Origin of the sequence: Sphingobium sp. MI1205 (assembly GCF_001563285.1) — a bacterium.
Taxonomy (GTDB): Bacteria; Pseudomonadota; Alphaproteobacteria; order Sphingomonadales; family Sphingomonadaceae; genus Sphingobium.
The window spans coordinates 79,340-101,938 of record NZ_CP005190.1; the positions used below are offsets into that span (position 1 = coordinate 79,340).

General features: G+C 69.2%; 24 protein-coding genes. 11 read left to right on the forward strand and 13 right to left on the reverse strand.

The genetic code is table 11. The features are described from left to right. Positions 1-53: 53 nt before the first annotated feature. Positions 54-2,360 carry a TonB-dependent receptor gene (locus K663_RS19550; RefSeq protein WP_062121696.1) on the forward strand — a complete coding sequence of 769 codons (2,307 nt, stop codon included), beginning with the start codon at positions 54-56 and terminating at the stop codon, positions 2,358-2,360. Positions 2,361-2,399: 39 nt separating this feature from the next. On the opposite strand, the gene K663_RS19555 is transcribed toward K663_RS19550, so the two are convergent. Together K663_RS19555 and K663_RS19560 are read right to left on the reverse strand one after the other, a co-directional pair. Further along, positions 2,400-3,347 (reverse strand): quinoprotein relay system zinc metallohydrolase 1, encoded by a 948-nt coding sequence (locus tag K663_RS19555; RefSeq protein WP_062121697.1) that lies wholly within the window; start codon positions 3,345-3,347, stop codon positions 2,400-2,402. Beyond that, the gene (locus K663_RS19560) at positions 3,344-4,117 is read right to left on the reverse strand and encodes a quinoprotein dehydrogenase-associated SoxYZ-like carrier (protein WP_007684536.1); all 774 of its coding nucleotides are present in this window, start codon (positions 4,115-4,117) and stop codon (positions 3,344-3,346) included. Before K663_RS19560 ends, K663_RS19555 begins: the two co-directional genes overlap by 4 nt. Before the next feature lie 105 nt (positions 4,118-4,222). Here K663_RS19560 and K663_RS19565 point away from each other — a divergent pair, with 105 nt between their 5' ends. The 4 genes from K663_RS19565 (at position 4,223) to yaaA (ending at position 7,865) form a co-directional block, all read left to right on the forward strand. Next, positions 4,223-4,768, forward strand: a complete 546-nt coding sequence (locus K663_RS19565; protein WP_062121698.1) for a rhodanese-like domain-containing protein — start codon at positions 4,223-4,225, stop codon at positions 4,766-4,768. 305 nt (positions 4,769-5,073) lie between these two features. Then, entirely contained in the window at positions 5,074-5,547 is a 474-nt protein-coding gene (locus K663_RS19570; RefSeq protein WP_380764594.1) for a pseudoazurin, read from the forward strand. A gap of 74 nt (positions 5,548-5,621) precedes the next feature. Further along, a protein-coding gene (locus K663_RS19580) for an IS3 family transposase (RefSeq protein WP_145902386.1) occupies positions 5,622-6,790 on the forward strand; the annotation gives its coding sequence in 2 pieces (ribosomal slippage) (positions 5,622-5,889 and positions 5,889-6,790; 1,170 coding nt in all). Between the two features lie 256 nt (positions 6,791-7,046). Then, positions 7,047-7,865 (forward strand): peroxide stress protein YaaA, encoded by an 819-nt coding sequence (gene yaaA / locus K663_RS19585; RefSeq protein WP_235589618.1) that lies wholly within the window; start codon positions 7,047-7,049, stop codon positions 7,863-7,865. On the opposite strand, the gene K663_RS19590 is transcribed toward yaaA, so the two are convergent. The 6 genes from K663_RS19590 to K663_RS19615 form a co-directional block, all read right to left on the reverse strand. Then, positions 7,866-8,582 (reverse strand): MucR family transcriptional regulator, encoded by a 717-nt coding sequence (locus tag K663_RS19590; protein WP_062121700.1) that lies wholly within the window; start codon positions 8,580-8,582, stop codon positions 7,866-7,868. Positions 8,583-8,668: 86 nt separating this feature from the next. Then, the gene (locus tag K663_RS19595) at positions 8,669-9,016 is read right to left on the reverse strand and encodes a hypothetical protein (protein WP_020819501.1); all 348 of its coding nucleotides are present in this window, start codon (positions 9,014-9,016) and stop codon (positions 8,669-8,671) included. Between the two features lie 31 nt (positions 9,017-9,047). Beyond that, positions 9,048-9,323 carry a hypothetical protein gene (locus K663_RS19600; RefSeq protein WP_062121701.1) on the reverse strand — a complete coding sequence of 92 codons (276 nt, stop codon included), beginning with the start codon at positions 9,321-9,323 and terminating at the stop codon, positions 9,048-9,050. Positions 9,324-9,327: 4 nt separating this feature from the next. Then, the gene (locus tag K663_RS19605) at positions 9,328-9,867 is read right to left on the reverse strand and encodes a pseudouridine synthase (RefSeq protein WP_013054080.1); all 540 of its coding nucleotides are present in this window, start codon (positions 9,865-9,867) and stop codon (positions 9,328-9,330) included. Between the two features lie 6 nt (positions 9,868-9,873). Then, complete coding sequence (locus K663_RS19610; protein ID WP_062121702.1) at positions 9,874-11,019, reverse strand: cupin domain-containing protein; 1,146 nt, start codon at positions 11,017-11,019, stop codon at positions 9,874-9,876. Positions 11,020-11,084: 65 nt separating this feature from the next. After that, a complete protein-coding gene (locus K663_RS19615) occupies positions 11,085-11,537 on the reverse strand; it encodes a hypothetical protein (protein ID WP_007686433.1) in 453 nt (150 codons plus the stop codon). A gap of 70 nt (positions 11,538-11,607) precedes the next feature. Between K663_RS19615 and K663_RS19620 the strand changes: the two genes are divergently transcribed. Continuing rightward, on the forward strand, positions 11,608-12,288 hold the full coding sequence (locus K663_RS19620; RefSeq protein ID WP_013054078.1) for a hypothetical protein: 681 nt from the start codon (positions 11,608-11,610) through the stop codon (positions 12,286-12,288). A 67-nt stretch (positions 12,289-12,355) separates the two neighbouring features. Here K663_RS19620 and K663_RS19625 read toward each other — a convergent pair whose 3' ends face one another. The 5 genes from K663_RS19625 to K663_RS19640 all read right to left on the reverse strand — a co-directional run bounded on the left by K663_RS19625 (position 12,356) and on the right by K663_RS19640 (position 14,589). Further along, complete coding sequence (locus K663_RS19625) at positions 12,356-12,556, reverse strand: hypothetical protein (RefSeq protein ID WP_235589619.1); 201 nt, start codon at positions 12,554-12,556, stop codon at positions 12,356-12,358. A gap of 74 nt (positions 12,557-12,630) precedes the next feature. Beyond that, on the reverse strand, positions 12,631-12,807 hold the full coding sequence (locus K663_RS24720) for a hypothetical protein (protein WP_013054076.1): 177 nt from the start codon (positions 12,805-12,807) through the stop codon (positions 12,631-12,633). After that, positions 12,804-12,977 carry a hypothetical protein gene (locus K663_RS19630; RefSeq protein ID WP_233431815.1) on the reverse strand — a complete coding sequence of 58 codons (174 nt, stop codon included), beginning with the start codon at positions 12,975-12,977 and terminating at the stop codon, positions 12,804-12,806. The genes K663_RS24720 and K663_RS19630 overlap by 4 nt, the downstream gene beginning before the upstream one ends. 125 nt (positions 12,978-13,102) lie before the next feature. Then, positions 13,103-13,753: a TetR/AcrR family transcriptional regulator gene (locus tag K663_RS19635; protein WP_062121704.1), complete on the reverse strand. Its 651-nt coding sequence runs from the start codon at positions 13,751-13,753 to the stop codon at positions 13,103-13,105. Then, positions 13,750-14,589, reverse strand: a complete 840-nt coding sequence (locus tag K663_RS19640) for a LytTR family DNA-binding domain-containing protein (RefSeq protein ID WP_062121705.1) — start codon at positions 14,587-14,589, stop codon at positions 13,750-13,752. Before K663_RS19640 ends, K663_RS19635 begins: the two co-directional genes overlap by 4 nt. A gap of 143 nt (positions 14,590-14,732) precedes the next feature. Here K663_RS19640 and K663_RS19645 point away from each other — a divergent pair, with 143 nt between their 5' ends. From K663_RS19645 to K663_RS19665, 5 genes are all read left to right on the forward strand, one after another. Next, complete coding sequence (locus K663_RS19645; RefSeq protein WP_062121706.1) at positions 14,733-15,578, forward strand: MipA/OmpV family protein; 846 nt, start codon at positions 14,733-14,735, stop codon at positions 15,576-15,578. A 46-nt stretch (positions 15,579-15,624) separates the two neighbouring features. Beyond that, positions 15,625-16,707, forward strand: coding sequence for an efflux RND transporter periplasmic adaptor subunit (locus K663_RS19650; RefSeq protein ID WP_062121707.1), 1,083 nt, complete (start codon positions 15,625-15,627; stop codon positions 16,705-16,707). A 3-nt stretch (positions 16,708-16,710) separates the two neighbouring features. Next, entirely contained in the window at positions 16,711-19,761 is a 3,051-nt protein-coding gene (locus tag K663_RS19655; RefSeq protein ID WP_059153314.1) for an efflux RND transporter permease subunit, read from the forward strand. Further along, positions 19,758-21,155 carry an efflux transporter outer membrane subunit gene (locus tag K663_RS19660; protein ID WP_015449290.1) on the forward strand — a complete coding sequence of 466 codons (1,398 nt, stop codon included), beginning with the start codon at positions 19,758-19,760 and terminating at the stop codon, positions 21,153-21,155. The genes K663_RS19655 and K663_RS19660 overlap by 4 nt, the downstream gene beginning before the upstream one ends. A gap of 222 nt (positions 21,156-21,377) precedes the next feature. Continuing rightward, a complete protein-coding gene (locus tag K663_RS19665) occupies positions 21,378-22,559 on the forward strand; it encodes a cation:proton antiporter (RefSeq protein WP_021247406.1) in 1,182 nt (393 codons plus the stop codon). Positions 22,560-22,599 lie beyond the last annotated feature (40 nt).

A 22,599-nucleotide genomic window follows, 5' to 3' on the forward strand; every position in this document is an offset into this window, starting at 1 on the left:
CATGGCTGGACAATGGCCTGGCCGTCGAGGAACAAAGAAGAAGAGGCGCAGGGATGAGGAAGGGCATGTGGCTGGCCGGCACGGCGTTGGCGATTCTGGCGGGGCAGGCATCCGTCCAGAGCGCATGGGCGGACAATGCCGACGCCGTCGAGGCGGAGCGGCAGCCGATCGTCGTCACCGCGCCCGGCGGCGCGATCGACGCGGACGATGCGCTGCGCCTGACCGGCGCGGACATCGGTCGCGCGGGGACGCCCGACCTGCTGGGCGCGCTCACCCGGTCCATCGCCGGCGTCACCCTGCAGGACGCGCAGGGCAATCCGTGGCAGCCCAATCTGGTCTATCGCGGCTTCACCGCCTCGCCGCTTCAGGGGCAGGCGCAGGGGCTGGCGGTCTATCTCGACGGGGCGCGCTTCAACCAGCCCTTTGGCGACACGGTCGCCTTCGACCTGTTGCCGGAGGCGGCGATCCGCAGCGTCACCCTGTTCGACAGCAGCGCCGTCTATGGCCTGAACGCGCTGGGCGGGGCGATGGTGATCGACACCAAGACCGGGACCAGTGATCCGGGGTTGGAGGCAAGCCTGACCGGCGGCCGCTTCGGTTCGCGGGAGGCGAGCGTGGCGGGCGGCCTCCGGAAGGGCGATTTCAGCGCCTTCGGCGCGTTCCAGTACAGCCATGAGGATGGCTGGCGCGACCATTCGCCCTCCACGCTCTACAATGGCTATGCCGATCTGGGTTTCGACACGGCGACGGGCGGGCTGCATCTGAAGTGGATCGGCGCCGACACGGACCTGACCGGCAATGGCGTCGCGCCGGTCGAACTGCTGGCGGCGGACCGGCGCGCGGTCTTCACCTGGCCGGACAATACCAGGGCGCGCTATGGCCGGGTCAGCCTGCATCCCTGGGTCGCGCTGGGGGAGGGGACGCGGATCGAGGGCACGCTCTATGCCCAGCAGTTGAAGCTGCGCACGGTGAACGGCGACGCCGCCGACATAGAGGGGTGCGAGGACGGGCTGCTCTGCCTGGAGACCGTCGAGGGGGCGGACGAGGCGTTGCTGACCGATGCCGACGGCCGCGCGATCGCCGATGTGCTGGGCGGCGAGGGCTATGGCGTGCTCAATCGGGGAAGGCTCGACAGCCGGGCGATGGGCGCGCTGGTCCAGATCATCGACGAGCGGCCGTTAATGGGCGGGCGCAATCACCTTGCCGTCGGCTTGAGCCATGACACGAGCCGCAGCCTTTTCGGCGCGGCGACCGAACTGGGCGCGCTGACGGAGGATCGCGGCGTGGAGGGGCTGGGGCCGGCCATCGTCCAGGCGGACGGCGCGATCGGGCCGGTGGGCCTGGTCGCCCATGCCAGCTATTGGGGGCTGTTCGCGCAGGACCGGCTGCCGCTGACCGACCGGCTGTCGGCGGAAATCGGGCTGCGCTACAATCATGTCTCCATCGCGATGCGCGACCGGATCGGCACGGCGCTGAACGGCGATCATCGGTTCAGGCGGCTGAACCCCGGCCTGGAGTTCGACTATCGGCTGTCGCAGGGGCTGAACCTGCGGGTCGGCTATGCGCAGAGCAATCGCGCCCCGACGCCCGCCGAACTGTCCTGCGCCGACGAAAATGCGCCGTGCAGCCTCGCCAATTTCTTCATCGCCGATCCGCCGTTGAAGCAGGTCGTCGCCAAAAGCTGGGAAGCGGGCGCGGGCGGACAGGGCCGATGGGGCGGGTTCCGGCTGGAATGGCTGTTGTCCGCCTATCGCACGCGCAACCGCGACGACATTCAGTTTGTCGCGTCCGACATCCGGGGGCGCGCCTGGTTCCGCAATATCGGCGCGACCCGGCGGCAGGGCGTGGAATTCACCCTGAAGGCGATGCGCGGCGGCCTTTCCGGGGCGTTCAGCTATGCCTTCACCGATGCGACCTACCGGCACGATTTGGCGCTTTCCAGCCCCGCCAATCCGGCGGCGGACGAGGACGGCGTGATCCTTGTCCGGCCGGGGGACAGGCTGCCCGGCATTCCGCGCCACAGCGCGACGCTGTCGCTGGACTATGCCGGGCGCGGCTGGTCGGTCGGCGGCGACCTGATAGCGCGGACGGGGCAATATCTGGTGGGCGACGAGGGCAATGACCAGCCGCGGCTGAAGGGCTATGCGCTGGTCAACTTGCGCGCCGGGATCGACATCGTGCCGGGGGTGACGCTGTTCGGCGAGTTGCGCAACGCGCTGGACCGCAGATATGCGACCTTCGGCACGTTCACCGACGTCGGGGAGGTGGAGATGGCGCAGGCGCCGGACGCTTCCGATCCCCGCGCCTATGGACCGGGCGCGCCGCGCCGCTGGTATGCGGGGGTGAAGGCGCGGTTCTAGGACGGATCGACATTCAGCCCTGACGGCCTGCAAATGGTGCTAGTCGGGGCGGTCGATGCGGGGCAGAAGCCGCGCCTCCAGCCCCGGATAGAGGTGCGAGACGCTACGCTGCACTTCATAACGCGCCGCCGCCATGGTCGCGAAGCGCGGCGGGATCGGCAGTTCGCCCGCCTCCACCATGTCGAGGCCCGATTGCACCGCCTGCGTCAGCGCATCCTCCAGCCAGTCGATCCAGTCGCGGGTCTGGGCGATGGCGGCCCGGCCGCCCGGATCGAACGGGCCGTGACCGGGGACCAGGCCGCCATGCGGTTCCTGCGCCAGCCGGTCGAGACTGGCGCGCCAGCCGGGGAGGTCGGCGGTCGGCGTGCTGGGCGCGCGGTCGTGGAAGACGAGGTCGCCGCCGATCAGCAGGCCGCTGCGTTCGTCCAGCAGCGCCAGGTCCGCGCCGCTATGGCCCGAAAGCGCCAGCAGCCGCAGCCCGCGCCCGCCGAACTCCTCCCGTCCGGCGGTGATCGGCCGGCCCGGCAGGACCAGTTCGGTGCCGCGCATCCAGTCGTTCAGCAGCCGGTACATGGCGTCCGAATAGCCGCGCCCCTCCCGCGCCAGCGCTTCGATCGTGCCGGGCAGGGCGGCGACGATTTGGGGATCGAAGGCGGCGATGCCCATGCCGTGATCGGGATGCAGATGGGTCACATAGACGCGGACCACCGGCTGGCCGGTCAGTCCCTCCGCCACCTTGCGCAACGCCTGTCCATAGGCGAGAGACGGGCCGCAGTCGCACAGCACCGTGCCGGTGGGCGTGGCGATGATGGCGATATTGGCGATGGCGCCGCCATTGGCCGGCCCTATGGGCGCGTCCGCGCCGTGGATCATCCAGATGCCGTCCGCGACCGCGATGGGGGCAATCGCATAGCTGCCCCGCGCCTGTGCGGGCAGGGCGGCCAGCGCCATGCTCCCCGCGATCAGCCTGCGCCGGGTCAGCATCATCGCGGCAGGGGCGACTGGCGCGCGACGGACAGCGTCGCGCGATAATCGCGTCCATTGGTGTCGCGGGCATCGACGGCCAGCACGTCGCCCGCCGCCGCGTGGGGAATCAGGGTGATGGCGGGATCTTCCGCGACCGAGGCCCAGATTTCCATCCGGCCCAGTTCGCGACCGGCGGCGTCGCTGACGGTCAGTCGCTCCAGATGATAGGTGGGAATGGCGTCGACCAGTCCGGTGTCCATCGGGTGGCGGAAATTGAGGCGCAGGCGGCTGGCGGGAACCGGCCCCGCGACGGGCCAGGCCTCGCCCCTGATTTCCCCCAGATGCTGCGCCCAGTCGCCCTTGACGCGGCTGACCGGGGGCGTCGAGCAGCCGCCGCCGGCCGCGTCGATCCAGCCGCCCGACACCAGCCATTCGCCGCTCGCCAACTGCACCGCGCCGCGCACCGGGGTGCGCTGGTCCAGCTTGATGCGGGTGGCGAGATAGGCTTCGCCGTCCGTCGGGCGATAGTCGATGGCGATGGGGATGGGATTGAGGTCAGCCAGCAGGACGATGCGCCGGACGCCGGCGATGGCGCGGGCGTCGATGGCGACGGGGAAGCTGCGCTGGTTCTCCGCGATCTCAGGGAAGCCGACCTTCACCCGCGGATCGAAGCGGACCGGATCGTCGCCGAACAGCAGCTTCGCATGGGCTTCCCACATCGGCGAACCCAGCGGGTCGGCGGGCACGGATGCGCCCGCCCGCGCCGCCAGCGCGAGCAGGGCCAGGGTCATGGCTGCGCAGCTTCGCCTTTTCACGTCCTTCTCCCTTGGTGCAGGTCTACAGCCGGGCGCGATGCGCTACCATTGGCCCTTGGGTCGGATGGGGAGGGAGGCGGAATGAGAAGGACGATCTGGGCCGGAGCCTTGCTGCTTTGCGCGGCGCCCGTGGCGGCGGAACCGCTGTTCGGGCCTGACGGCTATCGGATCGCCGCCTATCGCGCGCCCGTTTCCCGTCCGCCCGACGGGGTCGGGCGGATCGCGCCGTCCGCCGCGGCGGCCCTGCGGCCGGGCCGGGATGCGCTGTTCCTGGACGTCCTGCCGGCCGAGGGCGGGCATCGGGAGGCCGACGGGCGCTGGCGGCTGGCGGCGCCGCATGAGAGCATTCCGGGCGCGCGCTGGTTTCCCGAAGCGGGGCGGGGCGTGCTTGCGCCGGGGATCGCGGCCTGGTTCGCAGGCGCCGTGCACCGGCTGACCGGCGGACGGCGGGATCGGATGCTGGTCGTCTTCTGCCGATCCGATTGCTGGATGAGCTGGAACGCGGCGCGGCGGCTGCGCGCCATGGGGCATCGCAATGTCTGGTGGCTGGCGGAGGGGACGGACGGCTGGCGCGACCTGGGGCGGCCGCTGGTCCAGGTGACGCCGGAGGGGGGCTTGGCGCCTTAGGGGGCGTGCGGACGAATTCGAAATGCCGGGAATGGTCGATCCTAGACCTTCCCCTGCCGCAGGCGGGAGGGGCCAGGGGTGGGCGCGACCCCGGACTTGATCCGGGGGAGCTTCCGGCTTAGCCGATGGGAATAGCCGCTTATGTCGCGCCAGCCCACCCCCTGACCCCCTCCCGCCTGCGGGAGGGGGAATGACGGCTAGCCACCCAAATCGCCCAGTCGGGCGAGTCCTGCATGTGCCCACGCATCCTAGGACCAATGGCCCATTGCGGGGGTCCGCCGCGCTGCGTCATCTCTCGCCCAAGCATGTTTGCATGGGAGAGAGCCTTGACCGAGATTCGCATCACCCTGGGCGGCCTTGCCGCCGCCGCGCTCCTGACGCTGGCGCCGCTTTCGGCGCAGGCCAGGGAGATCATCGTCCACATGAAGAACCAGGGCGCGGAGGGCGCCATGGTGTTCGAGCCGTCCTTCGTGAAGGCGGCGGTGGGCGACACCATCCGTTTCCAGCCGACCCATCCCAGCCATAATGCCGAAACCATGGCGACCATGCTGCCCGCCGGCGCGACCCCGATGAAGGGCGCGATGAACAAGGAGGCGGTGCTGACCGTCACCAAGCCCGGCCTCTACGGGATCAAGTGCATGCCGCATTATTCGATGGGCATGGTCGCGCTGGTGCAGGTGGGCAAGGTCGCCCCGGCGGACCTCGCCGCCGCCAGGGCGGTGAAGCTGCCGCCCTTTGCCGCCAAGCGGATGACCGCCGCGCTCGCCAAGGTGAAGTGAGATCCGCCGATTGATCTGCCCCCTTCTGAGTGGTCCATCGACTATCATAGTTTGGACCACGAAGGAGGAATGGAATGGCTCGGAAGCGCAAGCCGGAGGAGATCATCGGCAAGCTACGTGAGGCAGAGATCGTGTTGGCGCAGGGCGGGACGGTGGCCGACGCCTGCCGCCGGATCGGCATTACCGAACAAAGCTACTATCGCTGGCGCAAGGAATACGGCGGTCTGAAGATGGATCAGGCGCGGCGGATGAAGGACCTGGAGCGCGAGAACGCCCGGCTGCGGCAGGCGGTATCGGACCTGACGCTCGACAAGCTGATCCTGCAGGAGGCAGCCCGGGGAAACTACTGAGCCCCGCGCGCCGAAGGCGCTGTATCGATCACATCCGAGGGATGATGCCGGTGTCCGAGCGGCGGGTCTGCCGCGTACTCGGGCAGCATCGATCGACACAGCGCAAGGCAGCCCGCGGGGCGGACGACGAAGCAGCTCTCACCGAGGACATCATCGCGCTCGCCCGACAATATGGCCGTTACGGCTATCGTCGGGTGACGGCCTTGCTGCGCGATGCCGGCTGGCACGTGAACCGCAAGCGGGTCGAGCGTATCTGGCGGCGCGAGGGGCTCAAAGTGCCGCAGAAGCAGCCGAAGCGCTCACGGCTGTGGCTCAACGACGGATCGTGCATCCGGCTGCGACCTGAGTATCCGGGGCACGTGTGGTCCTACGACTTCGTCGAGGGTCGCACCCACGATGGCCGCAAGTTCCGCATCCTGTCGATCATCGACGAGGCCAGCCGGGAGTGCCTGGCCCTGCCGGTGGCACGGCGGCTCAGGAGCGAGGACGTACTGGCGGCCCTGGCCGAGCTGTTCGTCACTCGCGGCCCGCCGGCGCACATACGGTCGGACAATGGCCCCGAATTTATCGCCACGGCCGTCCAGCAGTGGCTGGCCAGGATCGGCGTGAAGACGCTCTACATCACCCCTGGCAGCCCATGGGAGAACGGCTACTGCGAGTCCTTCAACGGATCGATGCGCGACGAGCTGCTCAATGGTGAGATCTTCTATACGCTGGCCGAAGCCCGCATCCTGATCGAAGCCTGGCGACGGCACTACAACACTGTCAGGCCGCATAGCTCGCTGGGCTATCGGCCGCCGGCTCCGGAAACGGCGACGGCGCCATGGTCGCCCTCCGGTTCCGCTTCGCTCCACCTGCGGCCAACCATGGCGCCGGAGGCAACAATGCACTAACAATCAAGCCGGACCACTCGGTGGGGGCCGATCATGTGGGGATTCAGTTCAGGGCGAGGCGAAAATAGTGGATTTCGAGAACTGGCGCGCAGCGTACTTCAGTACGTGAGCACCGGAAGCGCAGAAAGCCGCTATTTGCAGCCCGCCATGGGCTGAATCCCCACACGCCCTAGGCCACTTCCCGGCGGCGGCGGCGCACGGGACATGATGGCGCAGGCTTTTGACGCAGGGGCGGGCGGCCGCTACGGAGGCTGCGATGATCGTGCTGCTATCCCCCGCCAAGACGCTTGATTTCGAAAGCGCGCCGCCGCCCCTTCCGGTCACGGCGCCGCATTTCCTTGAAGAGGCGCATAGCCTGGCGAGATCGGCGGCGAACCTGTCGCAGAAGCGGCTGTCGGAGCTGATGCATATCTCGCCGCGCCTGGCGAAGCTCAATGCGGACCGCTTTCGCGATTTTCCCCACCTGCCGGAGCGGCAGGCCCTGTTCGCCTTCGCCGGCGACGTCTATGCCGGTTTCGAAGCGCAGACGCTGGACGAAGCGGGCATCGCCTTCGCCCAGGACCATGTCCGGATGCTGTCGGGCCTTTATGGCCTGTTGCGGCCGCTGGATGCGATCCGGCCCTATCGGCTGGAGATGGGAACGCGCTGGGCGCCGCGCCACAGCAAGCTGACCGACTGGTGGGGCGATCGCATCGCCGCCCTGTTGCGCGGGCAGGTCGCGCAGGAAGGGTCGGGCGTGATCCTCAACCTTGCCAGCCAGGAATATTTCGCGGCCGTGGAAGGCAAGCTGGCGGGCATCCGCGTCATCGACGTCGATTTTCGCGAACCCGGCCCCAACGGACCGCGTTTCGTCAGCTTCAACGCCAAGCGGGCGCGCGGCATGATGGCCCGATGGATGTGCGAACATCACATAACCGATGTCGAGGCGATGCGCGGTTTCGACAGCGACGGTTATCGCTTCGACGCCGGGGAGAGCGAGCCGGACCGCTGGCGCTTCACCCGCGCCTCATCGAATCCGGCGCCGGAACCGCCGGGATGGGAAGCGGGGCCGCGGTCGCTCGCTTCCCGCCCATGATCAGGATTTGGCGGTCGCGGCTTCGGGGGCCTTTTCCCCGCCGCCCAGATGCGAACCGGCCGCCTGCAATGCCGCCTTGGGCGATTTGGGCCTGGCGGTTCCATTGGCCTTGGGCGCGGCCTTCTTCACCGGGGCCTTTTCCTGCGCGGGCGCCTTTTTGGCGGAGGCCGACGTCGCGGCGCGATTGCCGCGGTTCGATATGATGGGGGCGGGCGCGTCCTTCGCCTTGTCCTTCTTAGGAGCCGCGGCCTTTTCGGGTGCCTTGGGCGCCGCCACCTTGGCCTGCGGCGCGGCGGTCGGGCTTGCGGCGGCGACCGGCTTCTTGCCCAGTCCCGCCTTTTCCGCCACGGCGCGGCGCGCCTCCGAATAGCTTTGCGCCACCAGCGGATAGCTGCTGGGCAGCTTGTAGCGTTCCCGATATTGTTCCGGCGTCAGGCCGTGAGCGGCCAGATGGCGCTTCAGGGTCTTGTAGGGCCTGCCGTCGATCAGGCTGAGGATGCGATCGGGCGAGGCGAGGCTCCTGCGCACCGAAACCGCCGGCGTGAAGGTTTCGGCGGCGGGTTCCGCAACGGCCGCGGCGGCATTTTCCGTCAGCGCCGCGCGGGTCGTCCTGATCAGGTCGGCCAGGCTGTCGCTCGGCACGCTGTTCCTGGAAACATAGGCGCTGAGCAACTGGACGGTGAGGGCGGTGATGTCGTTCTTGTCTTCGTCGGCCATGTCAGCGAACCCGTTTCAGGAGGATGTTAGCGCTATTTGCGCAAAGGAATGCGGATTGTAAACGGCGGATTGCCCCGCCGGGATGATCAGTTGCGCTCCACGGCATCGGTCCGGGGCAGGAGGCGGCAGTCGCGCCAGTTCCGGTCGCCCCTGGGCACGAAAGAAACATAGTCGCCGTCGATGATGAGCGCCGCCCTGGGGCTGCGATAATATAGGCCCAACGGCAATGCCCCGCGTTCCAGCGTGAGTTGTCCGTCCTTCCAGACGATCGTGGCGCGGTCTGCATCGGCGCGGAGGAAAAAGCGCCGTCCGGCGGCGCACCGCACCTCCATGTCGGTGGCCGGTCCCTGCGCGCCGGCTGGCGCCGGGGTCGCGGCGGCCGCCCATAGGGCCGCCGCCGGCATGAGGGCGCCGAAAAAGGAGCGGCATGTCATTGCTGGAGCCTTGCCTGAAGGAACTCGGTCCCTAACTCGCCGTGGACTCGTCGGTTCCCGTGGCGAGGGCATTGGCGATCATGGCGGCCAGCGTTTCCTCCGCCCGTTGCTTGACGCCCGCATCCTTCGACAGCAGGTCGTGCCTGATCCATTGCGGCGCCCGGCTGAGAATGGTCATGATCAGAGTCGTCGTGTTCGCGTCCATGCCATCGCTATGCGGACCGCGCCCGTTCCGGGCAACCGCAAAAGGAATCACCCAGATCAAGCCGCGCCCCGGCCAGTCCTGCGCGGCGGTCCTGCCCGCCATATCTTCATGCGTCGCGCCATTGCCCCTGGGGGATGCCGTCCAGCGTCCAGTCGCCGATCCGCCAGCGCACCAGCCGCAGGGTCGGATGGCCGATGGCGGCCGTCATGCGCCTGACCTGCCGGTTGCGTCCTTCGCGGATCGTCAGCCGCAGCCAGCGGTCCGGCACGCTCTTGCGGAACCGGACCGGCGGGTCGCGGGGCCAGAGCGCGGGCGCCTCGATGCGTTCGACCTGCGCGGGCAGGGTCGGACCGTCCTTCAGCCGCACGCCATGCCGCAGCGCCGCCAGCGCGGCCTCGTCCGGATCGCCCTCCACCTGGACCAGATAGGTCTTGGGCATCTTGAAGCGGGGGTCGGCTATCCGCGCCTGCAGGCGGCCATCGTCGGTCAGCAGCAGCAATCCCTCGCTGTCGAGGTCGAGCCGGCCCGCCGGATAGAAGCCGGGACGGTCGATATAGGCGGCCAGGGTCGGCCGGGGCGGCCCCGTCCGTTCATCGCTGAACTGGCAGAGCACGCCATAAGGCTTGTTGAACAGGATGAGCGCCATGACGGATCAGTCCGCGTCGAACGCCAGGCTGCCCTGGTCGATCAACGCCGCCACCAGCGCGACCACGGCCGGGGAAGCGGCGAGTTTCGCGTCCACGACCGTCATCGGTTCCCTGCACAGCGCTTCGGCCAGCAGGGCGGCGGCGCCGTCGCAATCGAAGCCATGGCCGTCCACGAACAGCAGCAGTTCCGGTTCGCCCGGCCGGATGAAGGCAAAGCGGCTGGCCGGATTGCGGCCGAGCGGAACGCCCTGGGCCAGCATGGCGCGCACCGTCCGCCGGTCCGCCGGTTCATCCGGCCGCCAGTCCATGTCCGCATATTTGGGCAGGCTGTTGTGCAGGCCGAACCAGCGGGCGAAGGCGTTGCGGTCGGACAGGGCCTCCATCGCCATGGCATGCATCCGGTCGATGGCCGAGGCCGCGATCTCGCCGGCATTGGACTGGCGGATGAGGTCGGGATCGGCATAGCGATCCTCGTCCGTCATGGCGTCGGCCTGATGGCGGCACCAGTTTTCTATCAGTTCGGCGCGGGACGGCGCGCGGAAGCCGATGGAATAGGTCATGCAGTCGCCGCCCACCGCCACGCCGTCATGGGCGAAGCAGGGCGGGACATAGAGAATGTCTCCAGGTTCGAGGATATGATCCTCCGTCGCCTCGAAATCCGGGATCAGGCGCAGGTCGTCATGCGGCAGCAGCGGCGTCGCGGAATCGCATCGCGGGCCGACGCGCCAGCGCCTTCTGCCCAGGCCCTGCACCAGGAACACGTCATATTGGTCGAAATGCGGCCCGACGCCGCCCCCGTCGGTCGCATAGCTGACCATCACGTCGTCGATGCGCCAGTCGGGGATGAAGCGGAAGGGTTGGATCAGCGCCGCGACATGGGGCGCATGATGGTCGACCGCCTGCACCAGCAGCGTCCAGGCGTCGCGAAGTTCGGTGAAGCGATCCTCCGGCAGCGGGCCGCTTTCCATGGCGAGCCGATCCGCCTGCCGGGTGATGAGGCGCGATTCGACGCCCTCCTCGCAGGCGAGGCCGGCCAGCTCGTCGGGCGCCAGCGGATTGCGCCATGCGGTCCACGGGTTGCGGATCAGCAGCGGGCGCTTCTGCCAATGGTCGCGCAGGAACAGGTCGATGTCGAAACGGGCGAGGTGCATGCCCCGCCCATGCGCCGTCCCGCGCCCGCTGTCAAAAGATCGGTCGAACCCTTCGGCCCGCCCGGTCAGACGGCCCAGTTGAGATAGAAGTCCTTGAGCGCATGGGCGTCATGCAGGGCGTTGTGCGGCATCCGGCTGTTGGACGCGGCGCTGAACCCCGCGCCGTTGATGAGTTCCAGGCGCAGCCCGTCCAGCCTGATCATCTCGGCCGGGCCGGTCACGAGCAGGGCGCAGAAATGGGCCAGGTCGTCGGGCCAGTCGGCGATGATCAGCGGATCGCGGTCATGCGCCAGATAGGCCTCCAGATGCTGGGCGGCCTCCACCCGGTTCAACTGATGGTCGACGCCCGGCGGCACGAAGCGCAGATAGGGGATCACATTCTTTTCCACCCAGGGGTGGATTTCGGCCGGCAGGGGCAGGGAGACGTAGAAATCCTGGTCCCCGATTTCGGGGACGAGCGCCAGGCTGATGAGGTCGCCGCCGAAGCCGTTGAATTCTGTATCGAGGAAATATCGCATCTCGCTCCTTTGACGCCGCGCCGCATTGCCGTAAAGCCCCCGGCGGCGGACCCCGCCGGGAGAAAGTGGCATGCAGGCACGCGAATTCATCGGATCGGCGCAGGTTCCCGGCGGGGAGGAACTGACCCTCTATCGGCGGGGCGGGGATTTCATGATCGTGCTCGACCGCAACGAGTTGATGAGCAGCCGGATGAGCGGATCGGAGGAGGCGCTCGCCAATCTCAGTTGCGAAAGGCTGCGCGGCCGGGCGCGCCCGCATCTGCTGATCGGCGGTTACGGCATGGGTTTCACGCTGCGGGCGGCGCTGGCCGCGCTCGACGGCACGGCAACCGTCACCGTGGCGGAACTGGTGCCGGAGATCATCCAATGGGCGCGCGGACCGATGGCGGAACTGGCCGCGGGGTGCCTGGACGATCCGCGCGTGCGCCTGGTCCAGGCGGACGTGGCCGATGTGATCGGCGCGGCGCGGGGGCTGTACGACGCCATATTGCTGGACGTCGACAACGGGCCGGACGGGCTGGTGCGCCAGGCGAACGACCGCCTCTATTCGGCGCAGGGGATCGCGGCGGCCATCGCCGCGCTCAGGCCCGGCGGCATATTGGCGATCTGGTCCGCCGCGCCCGACGCGAGCTTCGCCCGCCGCCTGTCCCGCGCCGGCCTGGCCGTGGAGGAGGTCGCCGTGCGCGCCCGCAGCAACGGCAAGGGGCCAAGGCACGTCATCTGGTTTGCCGCGAAAAGAGCGTCCCGATAGCGGGCGCGGCGTCCGGATTGCGGCTCCAACGGACGTTCGGCTTCGGCCATCCCGCCCCGTCGGTCGTTCATGGGGAATTGTTCGCGCCGGGCGCATTGGGCGGCATGGCGCCCGATCCGCTGGTCGGCGGCGGAACGGCCGCGCCATTGCCCGGCGCGTCGTCCGCCCGGTTGATGGCCGCGCCGTCGAGGGCGTTCCGGTCGGAAGCCGGCTCGCCCGAACAGGCGGCGGCGAGCAGGCTGCCCGCCACCAGGAACATGCGGATCATCTTTTCCTCCTCCACAAGCATGCACTACCTTATCGCACGACCGGCCTTCGCGAGATGGCGAGCCGCAATGGCGCCTAATCCGCGGGGCGCATCGGTTCTCCCTCCGGCGGCATGGCGCCCTTGGGCGTGCGCGATGCGGGGTCGGGCGCCTCGATGCTGGAATGGACCATCAGGCCGACGATGGCGGCAAGGATCAACAGCATCGCCGCCAGCAGCAGGCAAAGGCCGAGCCTTCTTGGCCGCCCGTTCACCGCTTGCCATCGGCGCGCGGGTCCGGCCGTGCCGGCAGCTCGTCCAGCTTGGCCAGCAGATCCTTGAACAGGTCGTCATCCCTGATGGGAAAGTGCCGGCGGAATCCCTGGCCCAGAAGCTCAAGATCCCTCGCGGTCAGCAGGCCAATGGAAACGATCTTGTCCGACACGGCATCCTCCTTGCGGCAGGGAACTGCGGGGGAGCGCGCAAGTGCCAAGGATTCCGCCTCCGACATGAAATCTCTCGCCTGGGGCCATTTCCGACGCGGCGGCCATGACGGAGCGGACGTCCCGGCTATGGAAGCGGCGCGACCGGGGACGCGCGCCTGCCGGCGCTTTGCCGCAAGGCCTGGAGGTGGGCCTCGATCACCTTCGCGGCCAGTTGGTCGAGCGACCGGCCCAGCATCAGCCGGCCGGAAAGATGCAGCATCGTCATTCCGTGCAGGCTCGCCCAGATCCAGTGCGCCTGCTCCAGAACCTCGTCCCGGTCCGCGTCGGGCATCAGTTGCCTGACCAGCCCGGTCAGCAGGGTCCAGGACGCGGCGTCGCTCGACCCCTCCGGCCTGGCGGCCGTTTCCTGCTTGTCGGTTTCGAACAGCAGGCGGAATTCATGTTCCCGGTCGAGCGCAAAGCGCACATAGGCGTCGCAGGCGCGCCGGAACCGATCCTCCGCGCCGGAAATGCCGGCCGTCGCACGGTCGAGACAGGCCGCGAATTGCCGCCACACCTCCTCGCGCACATCGGCGATCAGGGCATGCTTGTCGGGATAGTAGCGATAGGCGGTCATGGCGCTGGCCCCGACCGCCGCCGCAAGGCCGCGCATGGACAGGGTCGACAGGCTGCCGGCCCGGATCATGGCGTGGGCCGCGTTTCGAAAGATCGCCTGGGAGGAGGCGAACGCCTCCCCCCCCTGCCAGCGCGGGTGGCGCCCATCCCCGGCGGTCATGCCGCGACCGTGCCGTGGGTCGGACCCCAGAGCCTTTTCGCAAGCGCGAGATAGGGTTGCGACACCGGCACGGTCAGGCCGTTGCGCAATTGCAGCCGCGCCGTGCGGCCGAAACGGTCGATCCGGACGACCGCGCTTCGCGACACCCACCAGGACCGATGGACCCGCTGGCCCTCCATGGCCGACAGGCTGTCCAGCGCGTCGGCGAAGCGCATGAGGATGAGGGCGTTGCCCAGGGTCGTGTGCACGCGGACATAATGATCCTCATTGCCCAGGCATATGACGTCCCGCCCCAGTTCGGGCGGCAACCGTTCGAACAGGAGGCCGTCCGTCGCGGGAGCGCGCCGGGACGCGGCCTCTGCCGGCGGGTTCGGGATCGGCGGCGCCGCCGCTTCGACGGACCGTCCCGCCGGGAAGGGCGCGGAAGACAGTTTTTCCCAGAGGAACAGATAGGCCCCGCCGATGATCCATATCGCCAGGATCAGTTCGAACACTTCGCTGGGAACCGGGGTCCACGTCCCCTCCGACATCGAGGCGGCGGCGGTGACGAAGAACATCGGCACGGAGGTGATCGCCGTTCCCAGCGCCACGCGATGGACCATGGAACCGGCGGCGAGCGGGGGCCAGGCCCGCAGAAGAGGCATCGTCACGGCGGCCAGCCCATATTGGACGAGGAAGATGACGGTCCAATAGCCGACCCGCGCGAACGGTTCGAAATCATGGGAACCGAAGGCGCCGAGCCAGGCGAGCGTGGCCGCGAACAACAGCGCGATTCCCGCCAGCAGGCCGTGCCGCTTCGCCCAATCCTCGACATGCAATTTCGCGAAATCGTGCATCGTGAATGTCCATTTGCCGTGCGTACAGTGTAAATTTACGAAGTAAATTGTGCAAGTGCGAATATCGCTTTGCCCGCAAATCCTTCCCCCCATTAGCCGGGTGGGGCACCGGCGGCATCGTGCCGTCGCCCTGGAGATTGCGCATGAAACGACTTGTCATCCGGCCCCTCCTGGCCCTGTTCACCATCGCCTCCGCCCCCGCGGCCGCGCAGGAGGCGCTCGGCGATACGGCGGAGAGCGGCCGCAAGATGGAGGACGGGCGGGAAGGGAATGGGCCTACGGGCTTCATCGCGCTCGGCCCCGGCGCCACGCCCGCCTATGACGGCGCCAAAAGCTATCAGCTCATTCCCTTCGGCATAGCCGACCTGCGCTGGAAGGGGATGGAGTTCGAACTGCGCGGGCTGCGCGCCCGCCTAGACCTGCTGGGCGACAGCCCGGTGCAGTTCGGCCCGGCGATCAACCTGCGGTTCAAGCGCAACAGTTCGAGCGACGGCGACGGACGAGTGAAGCTGCTGGACGATGTGGGACAGGCTGTCGAGCTGGGCGGGTTCGTCGGCTATCGCTTCGGCGGCGATGAAAAGGGGCAGGGGGAGGTCGCCGTCGACCTGACCGTGCTCAAGGACGTCAATGACGGCCATGACGGCCTGGTGGCGACCGCGCAGCTTTCCTACGCGGCCTATCGCGGCGGTCGGGTTTTCGTGAATGTCGACGCGCAGGCCAATTATGGCGACGGCAAATATATGCGCAGCTATTTCGGCGTCACGGCGGAGGAGTCGCTGCGGTCCGGCCTTGCCGCCTATCGGCCCGGCGGCGGCCTTCGCGACGTCGGCGCGGGCGCGACCCTGGGCTATCGGCTCAGTCGGCGCTGGGGGCTGATCGCGCGGGCCGGCGCCAACCGTTATCTTGGAGACGCCGGCGACAGCCCGATCGTCGAGGAGGGATCGAAGGTGCAGGCCATTGCCGGCCTCGCCCTCTCCTTCAGCTTCTGATCCCTGGGATCGCAAGCGCCGCCTTCATTCCTGCCGAAGTGGCCCGATGACCGATCATTCCCCCGCAGGCCTGCCCGCCATGGATGTGCGGGCGGGCCGTCTCATGGCCGTCGCGGCGGCCCTCGCCGCCTTGCTGCTGCCCGGCTGCGGCGCGGCGCGGCGCGACGAGGCGGAACCGGGCCCCACGGCCGTCCGCGTCGCTCTCGCCGCGCCGGCTTCCGCGCGACAGGGGGTCAGCGCCTCCGGCACGGCGGCCTATGAGCGGCAATCCACCCTGTCCTTTCGCGTCGGCGGCGTGATTTCCCGCCTGTCGGTCGACATTGGGAGCCGCATCCGCGTGGGTCAGCCGCTGGCCCGGATCGCCGGCACCGACATCCAGCAACAGCTCGCTTCGCGGGATGCGGAGCTGGCCCGCGCCACGCGCACCCTGGCGCGGCTGGAGGCGCTCGCGCAGAGCGGGTCGGTCGCGTCGGCGGCGGTTCAGGACCAGCGCGACACGGTGGAACAGGCGAGGGCGGCGGCGGCGGCGGCGCGTTACGACCAGCAATCGGCAACGCTCGTCTCGCCCTTTTCCGGCGTGGTGCTGGAACGCCTGTCGCAGCTTGGCGAAACGGTCGGCGCGGGACAGGCGATCCTGCGGGTCGCGGACTATGACAGCCCGCTCGTCATCAGGGTGCCGCTGGCGGAACGGGATGCCGAGGGCATCGCCATCGGCACGCCTGCCGAAGTCCGTTTCGAAGGGCGGCAGGCGCTGCCCGGACGGGTCGCGAAAAGCCAGCCGCTGGTCGACGGCGCGACGGGCACGCGCATGGTCGAGGTCCGGTTGCCGCCGGGCGGCCATGGGCAAAGCGGCGCCATCGCCTCCGTCCGGTTCCCGTCCTCCGCCGCCCCCGCGCAACCTTCGCTGGCGGCCGTCCCCGCCGAAGCCTTCGTCCCCCGATCGGGCCGGGAGGGGGGCGTCTTCACCGTCGGCGCGAACGGCCGGGCCAGGTTCGTCCGCCTGCGGCTGGTCCGGTTCGAGGCCGACGATGCGGTCGTGGCCGGCCTGTCCCCCGGCACGCGCGTCGTCACGGCGGGAGCGGGCTATCTGAAAGACGGCGATCCTGTCCTTGTGGCGGGCGGGAACTGAGAGATGGGCTTCAACCCCGCCGCCTTCCTCATCCGGCGCAGCCGCCTGACCCTGGTCCTGACAGGCCTGGCGCTGGCGGTCGGGATTGCCTCCTGGATCAGCGTCGCGCGGTCCGAAGACCCCCAATTCCCGGTTCCGGGCATGAGCATCCGCATCGCGATGCCGGGGGCCACGCCCGCCGATCTGGAGCAGCTGGTGATCAAGCCGGTCGAAAATGCCCTCTACGGCATTGACGACCTGAAGGACGTGCAGGCCAGCGCGACCGACGGCGCGGCGACGATCCAGGCCGAATTCGACTGGTCCAGCAGCGCCGAGCGCAAATATGAGGAGGTCGTCCGCGAGGTCACGGCCCTGCGGCCGACGCTGCCCGACGGCGTCACGCGGCTGGACGTCGTCCGCAACCGGACCAGCGAGACGGCGATCTTCCAGGCCGCCCTGGTCAGCGACCGGCTGCCGATGCGGCGGCTGGAGAAATTCGCCGACGACATGGTGGAGGATATTGCCCGCATCCCCGGCGTGCGCCGGGCGGAATATTGGGGCGCGCCGCCGATGGAGGTGCGCGTCGCGATCGATCCGGGCCGCCTCGCCGAACTGCGCCTGCCCGCCTCGCTGGTCGTCGACGCGCTGAAGCGGGCCAGCGACGAGGCGCCCGTCGGATCGGTCAATGCGGGGCAGCGCCGCCTGATCGTCCGGACCGGCGGCGCCTTTCGCTCGCTCGACGATGTGCGGCGGGTTCCGGTCCTTTCCCGCGAGGGGGCGGTGGCGCGCATAGGCGACCTGGCGCGGGTCGAATGGGCGAGCGGGGAGCCGGAGCATGTCGTCCGCTTCAACGGCCGGCGCGCCCTGCTGCTTACCGCCACGGCCAAGGAGGGCGTGGACATCGGCGTCCTGACCCAGGCGATCCGGACGGAACTGGCCTGTTTCGAGCGGATGGTCCCCGGCGGCGTCAAGCTCGAATATGGCTTCTTCCAGGCCAGCAATGTGGAGCGGCGGCTGAACGGCCTCTACCGGGATTTCCTGCTGGCGCTGGCCATCGTCTCCATCACGCTGCTTCCGCTGGGGCTGCGCGCCGCCGGGGTGGTGATGTTCGCCATCCCGCTGTCGCTGCTTGCCGGCCTTGCCATCCTGCAGGCGCTGGGGTTCGGGCTGAACCAGCTTTCGATCAGCGGTTTCGTGCTTTCGCTGGGGCTGCTCGTCGACGACAGCGTCGTGGTGGTCGAGAACATCACGCGCCGCCAGCGATCCGGCGAGGACCGCGTCACCGCCGCCATGGAGGGTTCGCGGCAGATATTGCTGGCGGTCGCGGGGTGCACGGCCTGCCTGCTGCTCGCCTTCCTGCCGCTGCTGGCGCTGCCGGAAGGGTCGGGCGCGTTCATCCGCTCCCTTCCCGTCAGCGTGATCGCCACGGTTTCCGCATCCTTCGTCATCGCGCTCACGATCATTCCCTTCGTCGCCAGCCGGGTGCTGCCCGCACGCGAGGATGAGAAGGGCAATCGCATGCTGGCGATGATCGAGCGGGGCGTCCATCGCTTCTACGCGCCCGTGCTGCATCGCGCGCTCGACCGGCCCGGGCTGGCGCTGGCGCTGCTGGGCGGGCTCTGCCTGTTCATCGCGCCGCTGATCGCGGCCATCGGGACCAGCCTTTTCCCGCCGGCCGACACGCCGCAATTCCTGGTCCGCATCGAACTGCCGCAGGGGGCTTCGCTGCCCGCGACCGACGCGGTCCTGCGCCAGGTCGAACGGAGGCTCGCGCGGGCGCCGGAGGTGGAATGGTTCGCCGCCAATCTGGGCCGGGGCAATCCCCAGATATATTATAATGTCCGCCAGCATGATCCCGACCCTGCCTTCGCGGAGGTCGCGGTGTCTTTGCGCGACGGCCGGCCCGCCCATTCCGCCCGGCTTCTTTCGGACCTGCGGCGGGAGTTCGCCGCCTTTCCAGGGGCGCGCATCACCGTCCTGGGCTTCGTTCAGGGTCCGCCGATCGCCGCCCCCATAGAAATCCGCATCGCCGGCGAGGATCTCGCTACCCTGAGCGCCCTTGCCCGGCGGGCGGAGGCGGCCATGGCCGGCACGCCGGGCATCCGCGACGTCGACAATCCGGTCCGCCAGGACCGCGCCGACCTGGCGCTGGGGATCGACGAGGCGAAGGCGGCTGCGCTGGGCGTCCCGGCGGGCGCCGCCCGACAGGCCGCCCGGCTGGCGCTGGACGGCGAATTTTCCGGCCGCCTTCGCGATGCGGAAGGGGACGACTATCCCGTCCGCGTCAGGCTGCCCATGGCGCAGCGCAACAGGGTCGAGGCGCTCGACCGGATCCATGTTCCGTCCGTCGACGGCCGGGCGGTGCCGCTTCGCGCCCTTGCCGATCCCGGCATGGAAACGGGACCGGCGCGCATCGAACGCCATGATCGCGAACGATCCGTCACCCTGACGGCCTATGTCGGGGCAGGCCATCTGACGGGCGCGGTGACGCAAGCCGCGCTCGACCGGGTGCGCGGGGCCGTGCGCCTGCCGGCGGGCTACACCATCGCGCTTGGCGGCGAAGCGGAGGAGCAGGAAAGCGGCAATGCGGGGATGACGGCGGCGGCGATCGTCGCCTGCCTCGGCATATTGGCCGTGCTGGTCATGGAATTCGGGCGCTTCAGGCTCGTCGCTGTGGTGGCCAGCATCATACCGCTCGGCCTGCTCGGCGCCGTCCTGGCGCTGTGGCTGACGGGCAATTCGCTGAGCTTCACGGCGATGATCGGCCTGATCGCGCTGATCGGCATAGAGATAAAGAATTCGATCCTTCTCGTCGATTTCACCGAACAGTTGCGGGGGCAGGGGATCGCCATGCGCGAAGCGATCGAGCAGGCGGGCGAGATGCGCTTCCTGCCCGTGCTGCTCACCTCCGTCACGGCGATCGGCGGGCTGCTGCCGCTGGCCATGGGCGGATCGGGGCTGTACGGCCCGATGGCGGTCGCGATCATCGGCGGCCTGATCGCCTCCACCCTGCTGTCGCGGGTGGCGACGCCGGTCGTCTATCTCCTGCTCGCCCGGACGGGAGAAGCGTCGTGACGACGAATCGGTCGCTGGCCGCCCTGATCGGCCTTGCCCTGCTGGGCGGCTGCGCCGCGGGCACGGAGTATCGACGGCCGGCCTTGCCGCTGCCGGCCGCCTTTCACAATGCTCCCCTGATCGTGGAGCCGGGCGGCAGGCCGTGGTGGCGGGATTTCGCCGACCCCATGCTGGACGATCTGGTCGCGCGCGGCCTCAAGGGCGGCTTCGACGTGGAGGCGGCGATGGCGCGGGTCGACCAGGCAAGGGCGGCCGCCGGGTCGGCGCGGGCGGCGCGGATGCCGTCGGGATCGCTGGACGGTTCCGCGGTCCGGACGCGCCAGTCGCTGAGGGCCGGGCTGGGGCAGATCGCCGATTATGTCCCGGATTTCGACCGGACGCAGGACAGTTTCGAACTGGTCGGCGGGGCAAGCTGGGAACTGGACCTTGCCGGCGGGCTGAAGCGCGGGCGGGAAGCGGCCGTCGCGGAACTGGAGGCGGCCGTCGCCGACAGCCAGGCCGTCCGCCTCACCGTGGCGGCGGAGATTGGCGATGCCTATATCCTCCTTCGTTCCGCGCAGCGCAGGCGCTCCATCGCCGTCGATCAGGCGGCGGCGGCGCAGAAGCTGGAAAATATCGTCCGCGCCCGCTTCGTCCATGGCGCGGCTGCCCGTTTCGAACTGGACCAGTCCCGCGCCTCCACCGCCGCGATCAGCGCCGGGATCGCCGAGTTCGACCAGGCGGCGCAGGCGCAGTTGGCGCGGCTGGCGGTGCTGGCCGGCGGCCTGCCGGATTCGGTTGTCCAGGCGCTGGAGAGGCCGGAGCCGGTGCCGGTCGCCGGTTTCGCGGCCATGGGGCTGCCCGCCGATCTGATGCGGCGCAGGCCGGATCTGGTCGCTGCCGAACGGCGCGTTGCTGCCGGCCATGCGCGGCTGGGCGTCGCCCTTGCCGAATATTATCCCAAATTCACCCTGTCGGGCCTGCTGGGTTTTCAGGGCAATGACGCGGGCAGGCTCATTTCCGGCCCGGCGAGCGTGGTGCAGGGCGGGTTGGGCCTGCGCTGGCGGCTTTTCGACTTCGGCCGGGTCGATGCGGAGGTCGCACGGGCGAAGGGCGCGGAGCGGGAGGCCATCGCCCAGTTCCGTAATGCCGCGCTGCGCGCCGCCGAGGATGTCGAACGCGCCGTCGTTGCCTGGCGGACCGCCAGAGAGCGCGAAGCCGTCCATGCCGAAGAGGTCCGGGCCGCGACCGCCGCCTGCGACGCGCTGGATCGCGCCTATCGGGCGGGCCATGTTTCGCTGGCCGAACTGGTCGAGGCGCAGCGCCGTGTTCTCCAGGCGGCCGACGCGCTTGCGCTGGCGCAGGGAGACGCCGCGCGCGCGACGGTTGCCGGATGGCGGGCGTTCGGCGGCTGACGCGGCGGGTCCGGCGGACATCGGGGTGGGCTTCCCCGCAACTCGTCCCATCCGTCCGGAACCAACGGTTGAGTGCCGGTCGTTCATGGGATAAGGGCTTGCCGTCCGCGCACCAACGGATCGACCCTCAGGCGCCGCCGGAGAGAAGGTCGGCAATCAGGAAGCGGGCATCCGCCGCCGCGCCACGATGAGGACATAGAGGGACAAGTGATAGTTTCCATATTGGCCCTGGCTTGTGCCGGCAGCGCACTGGCCGCCGTCGTCGCCCAATGGATGCCCAAGGCCCTCTTGCCCGCGCTGGTGCTGGAAATCGCGTTCGGGATCCTGGTCGGCCCGCATGGCCTGGGATTCCTGTCGCCCGGTCCCTCGATGGAGCTGTTCGCCCAGATCGGGCTTGCCATACCCATGGTGATCGCGGGGCTGGAGGTCGATTTCGGCGCGTTGCTGGCCCGGCCGCAGGGGGCGCAGCGGGCGAGGCCGCTCATCCTGGCCATCCTCATATCGCTGCTGACCCTTGCCATGGCCGGCCTTGGCGCCTGGCTGCTGCTCGACCCGGGGACGCCCCTGGTGCACCTGGCGATCTATGCCGCGATCCTTTCGACCAGCTCGGTCGGCATCGTCGTGCCGATGATACAGGAAAAGGGCATCGCCAGCGACATATACGGGCAGACGATCCTCTCGGCCGCGCTGCTCGTCGACTTCTTCGCGATGATCGCCATTTCCGCCCTGGCCGGGATCGTCGTCAGCGGCAGCGCGCAGGGCGCCTTGGGCAGCCTGGCGCTTGTCGCCATCGCCGTCCCGGCGATCCGGCTGCTGCCCAGGCTGCTGGCGCGGGTGCCCGCGGCGCGGCTGGACAACCGGACCAGCCTGCCTTTCGTCAGGCTCAGCCTGGCGCTGCTGTTCCTGACGGCCTGGCTGGCGGAGATGCTGAATTCGCAACTGGTGCTGGCGGCGTTCCTCGCGGGATTGCTGCTGGGGCAGATCGTTCCGCGCGGCAGCCACCGGCGCGAGCGGCTGGAGGTCATCGGCTATGGCTTCATCGTGCCCTTCTTCTTCATCAATGTCGGCCTGAAATTCGATATTCCCGCGCTGCTGGGATCGCCCAAGACCCTGTGGCTGGTGCCGGGCTTCGTGGCGGTCGCCTTCGCCAACAAGATCATCCCGTCGCTGCTGCTGGTCCCGATCCACGGCCGCAGGAAGGCGATGGCCGCCGGCATATTGCTGAGCGCGCGCATCAGCCTGATCGTCGCGGCGTCCGACATCGCGACCCGGATCGGCGTGCTCGACACCGCGACCAACGCGGCCATGGTGCTGGTCGCGATCATCAGCGCGGCGCTCGCCCCCATCCTGTTCAACATCCTCGCCGCGCCGCACAGGCAGCCGCCGACGCCCGTCCAGGCCTGAACGGGCCTTTTCCTCTTCGGCGCGGACGGGGCAGAGGCAA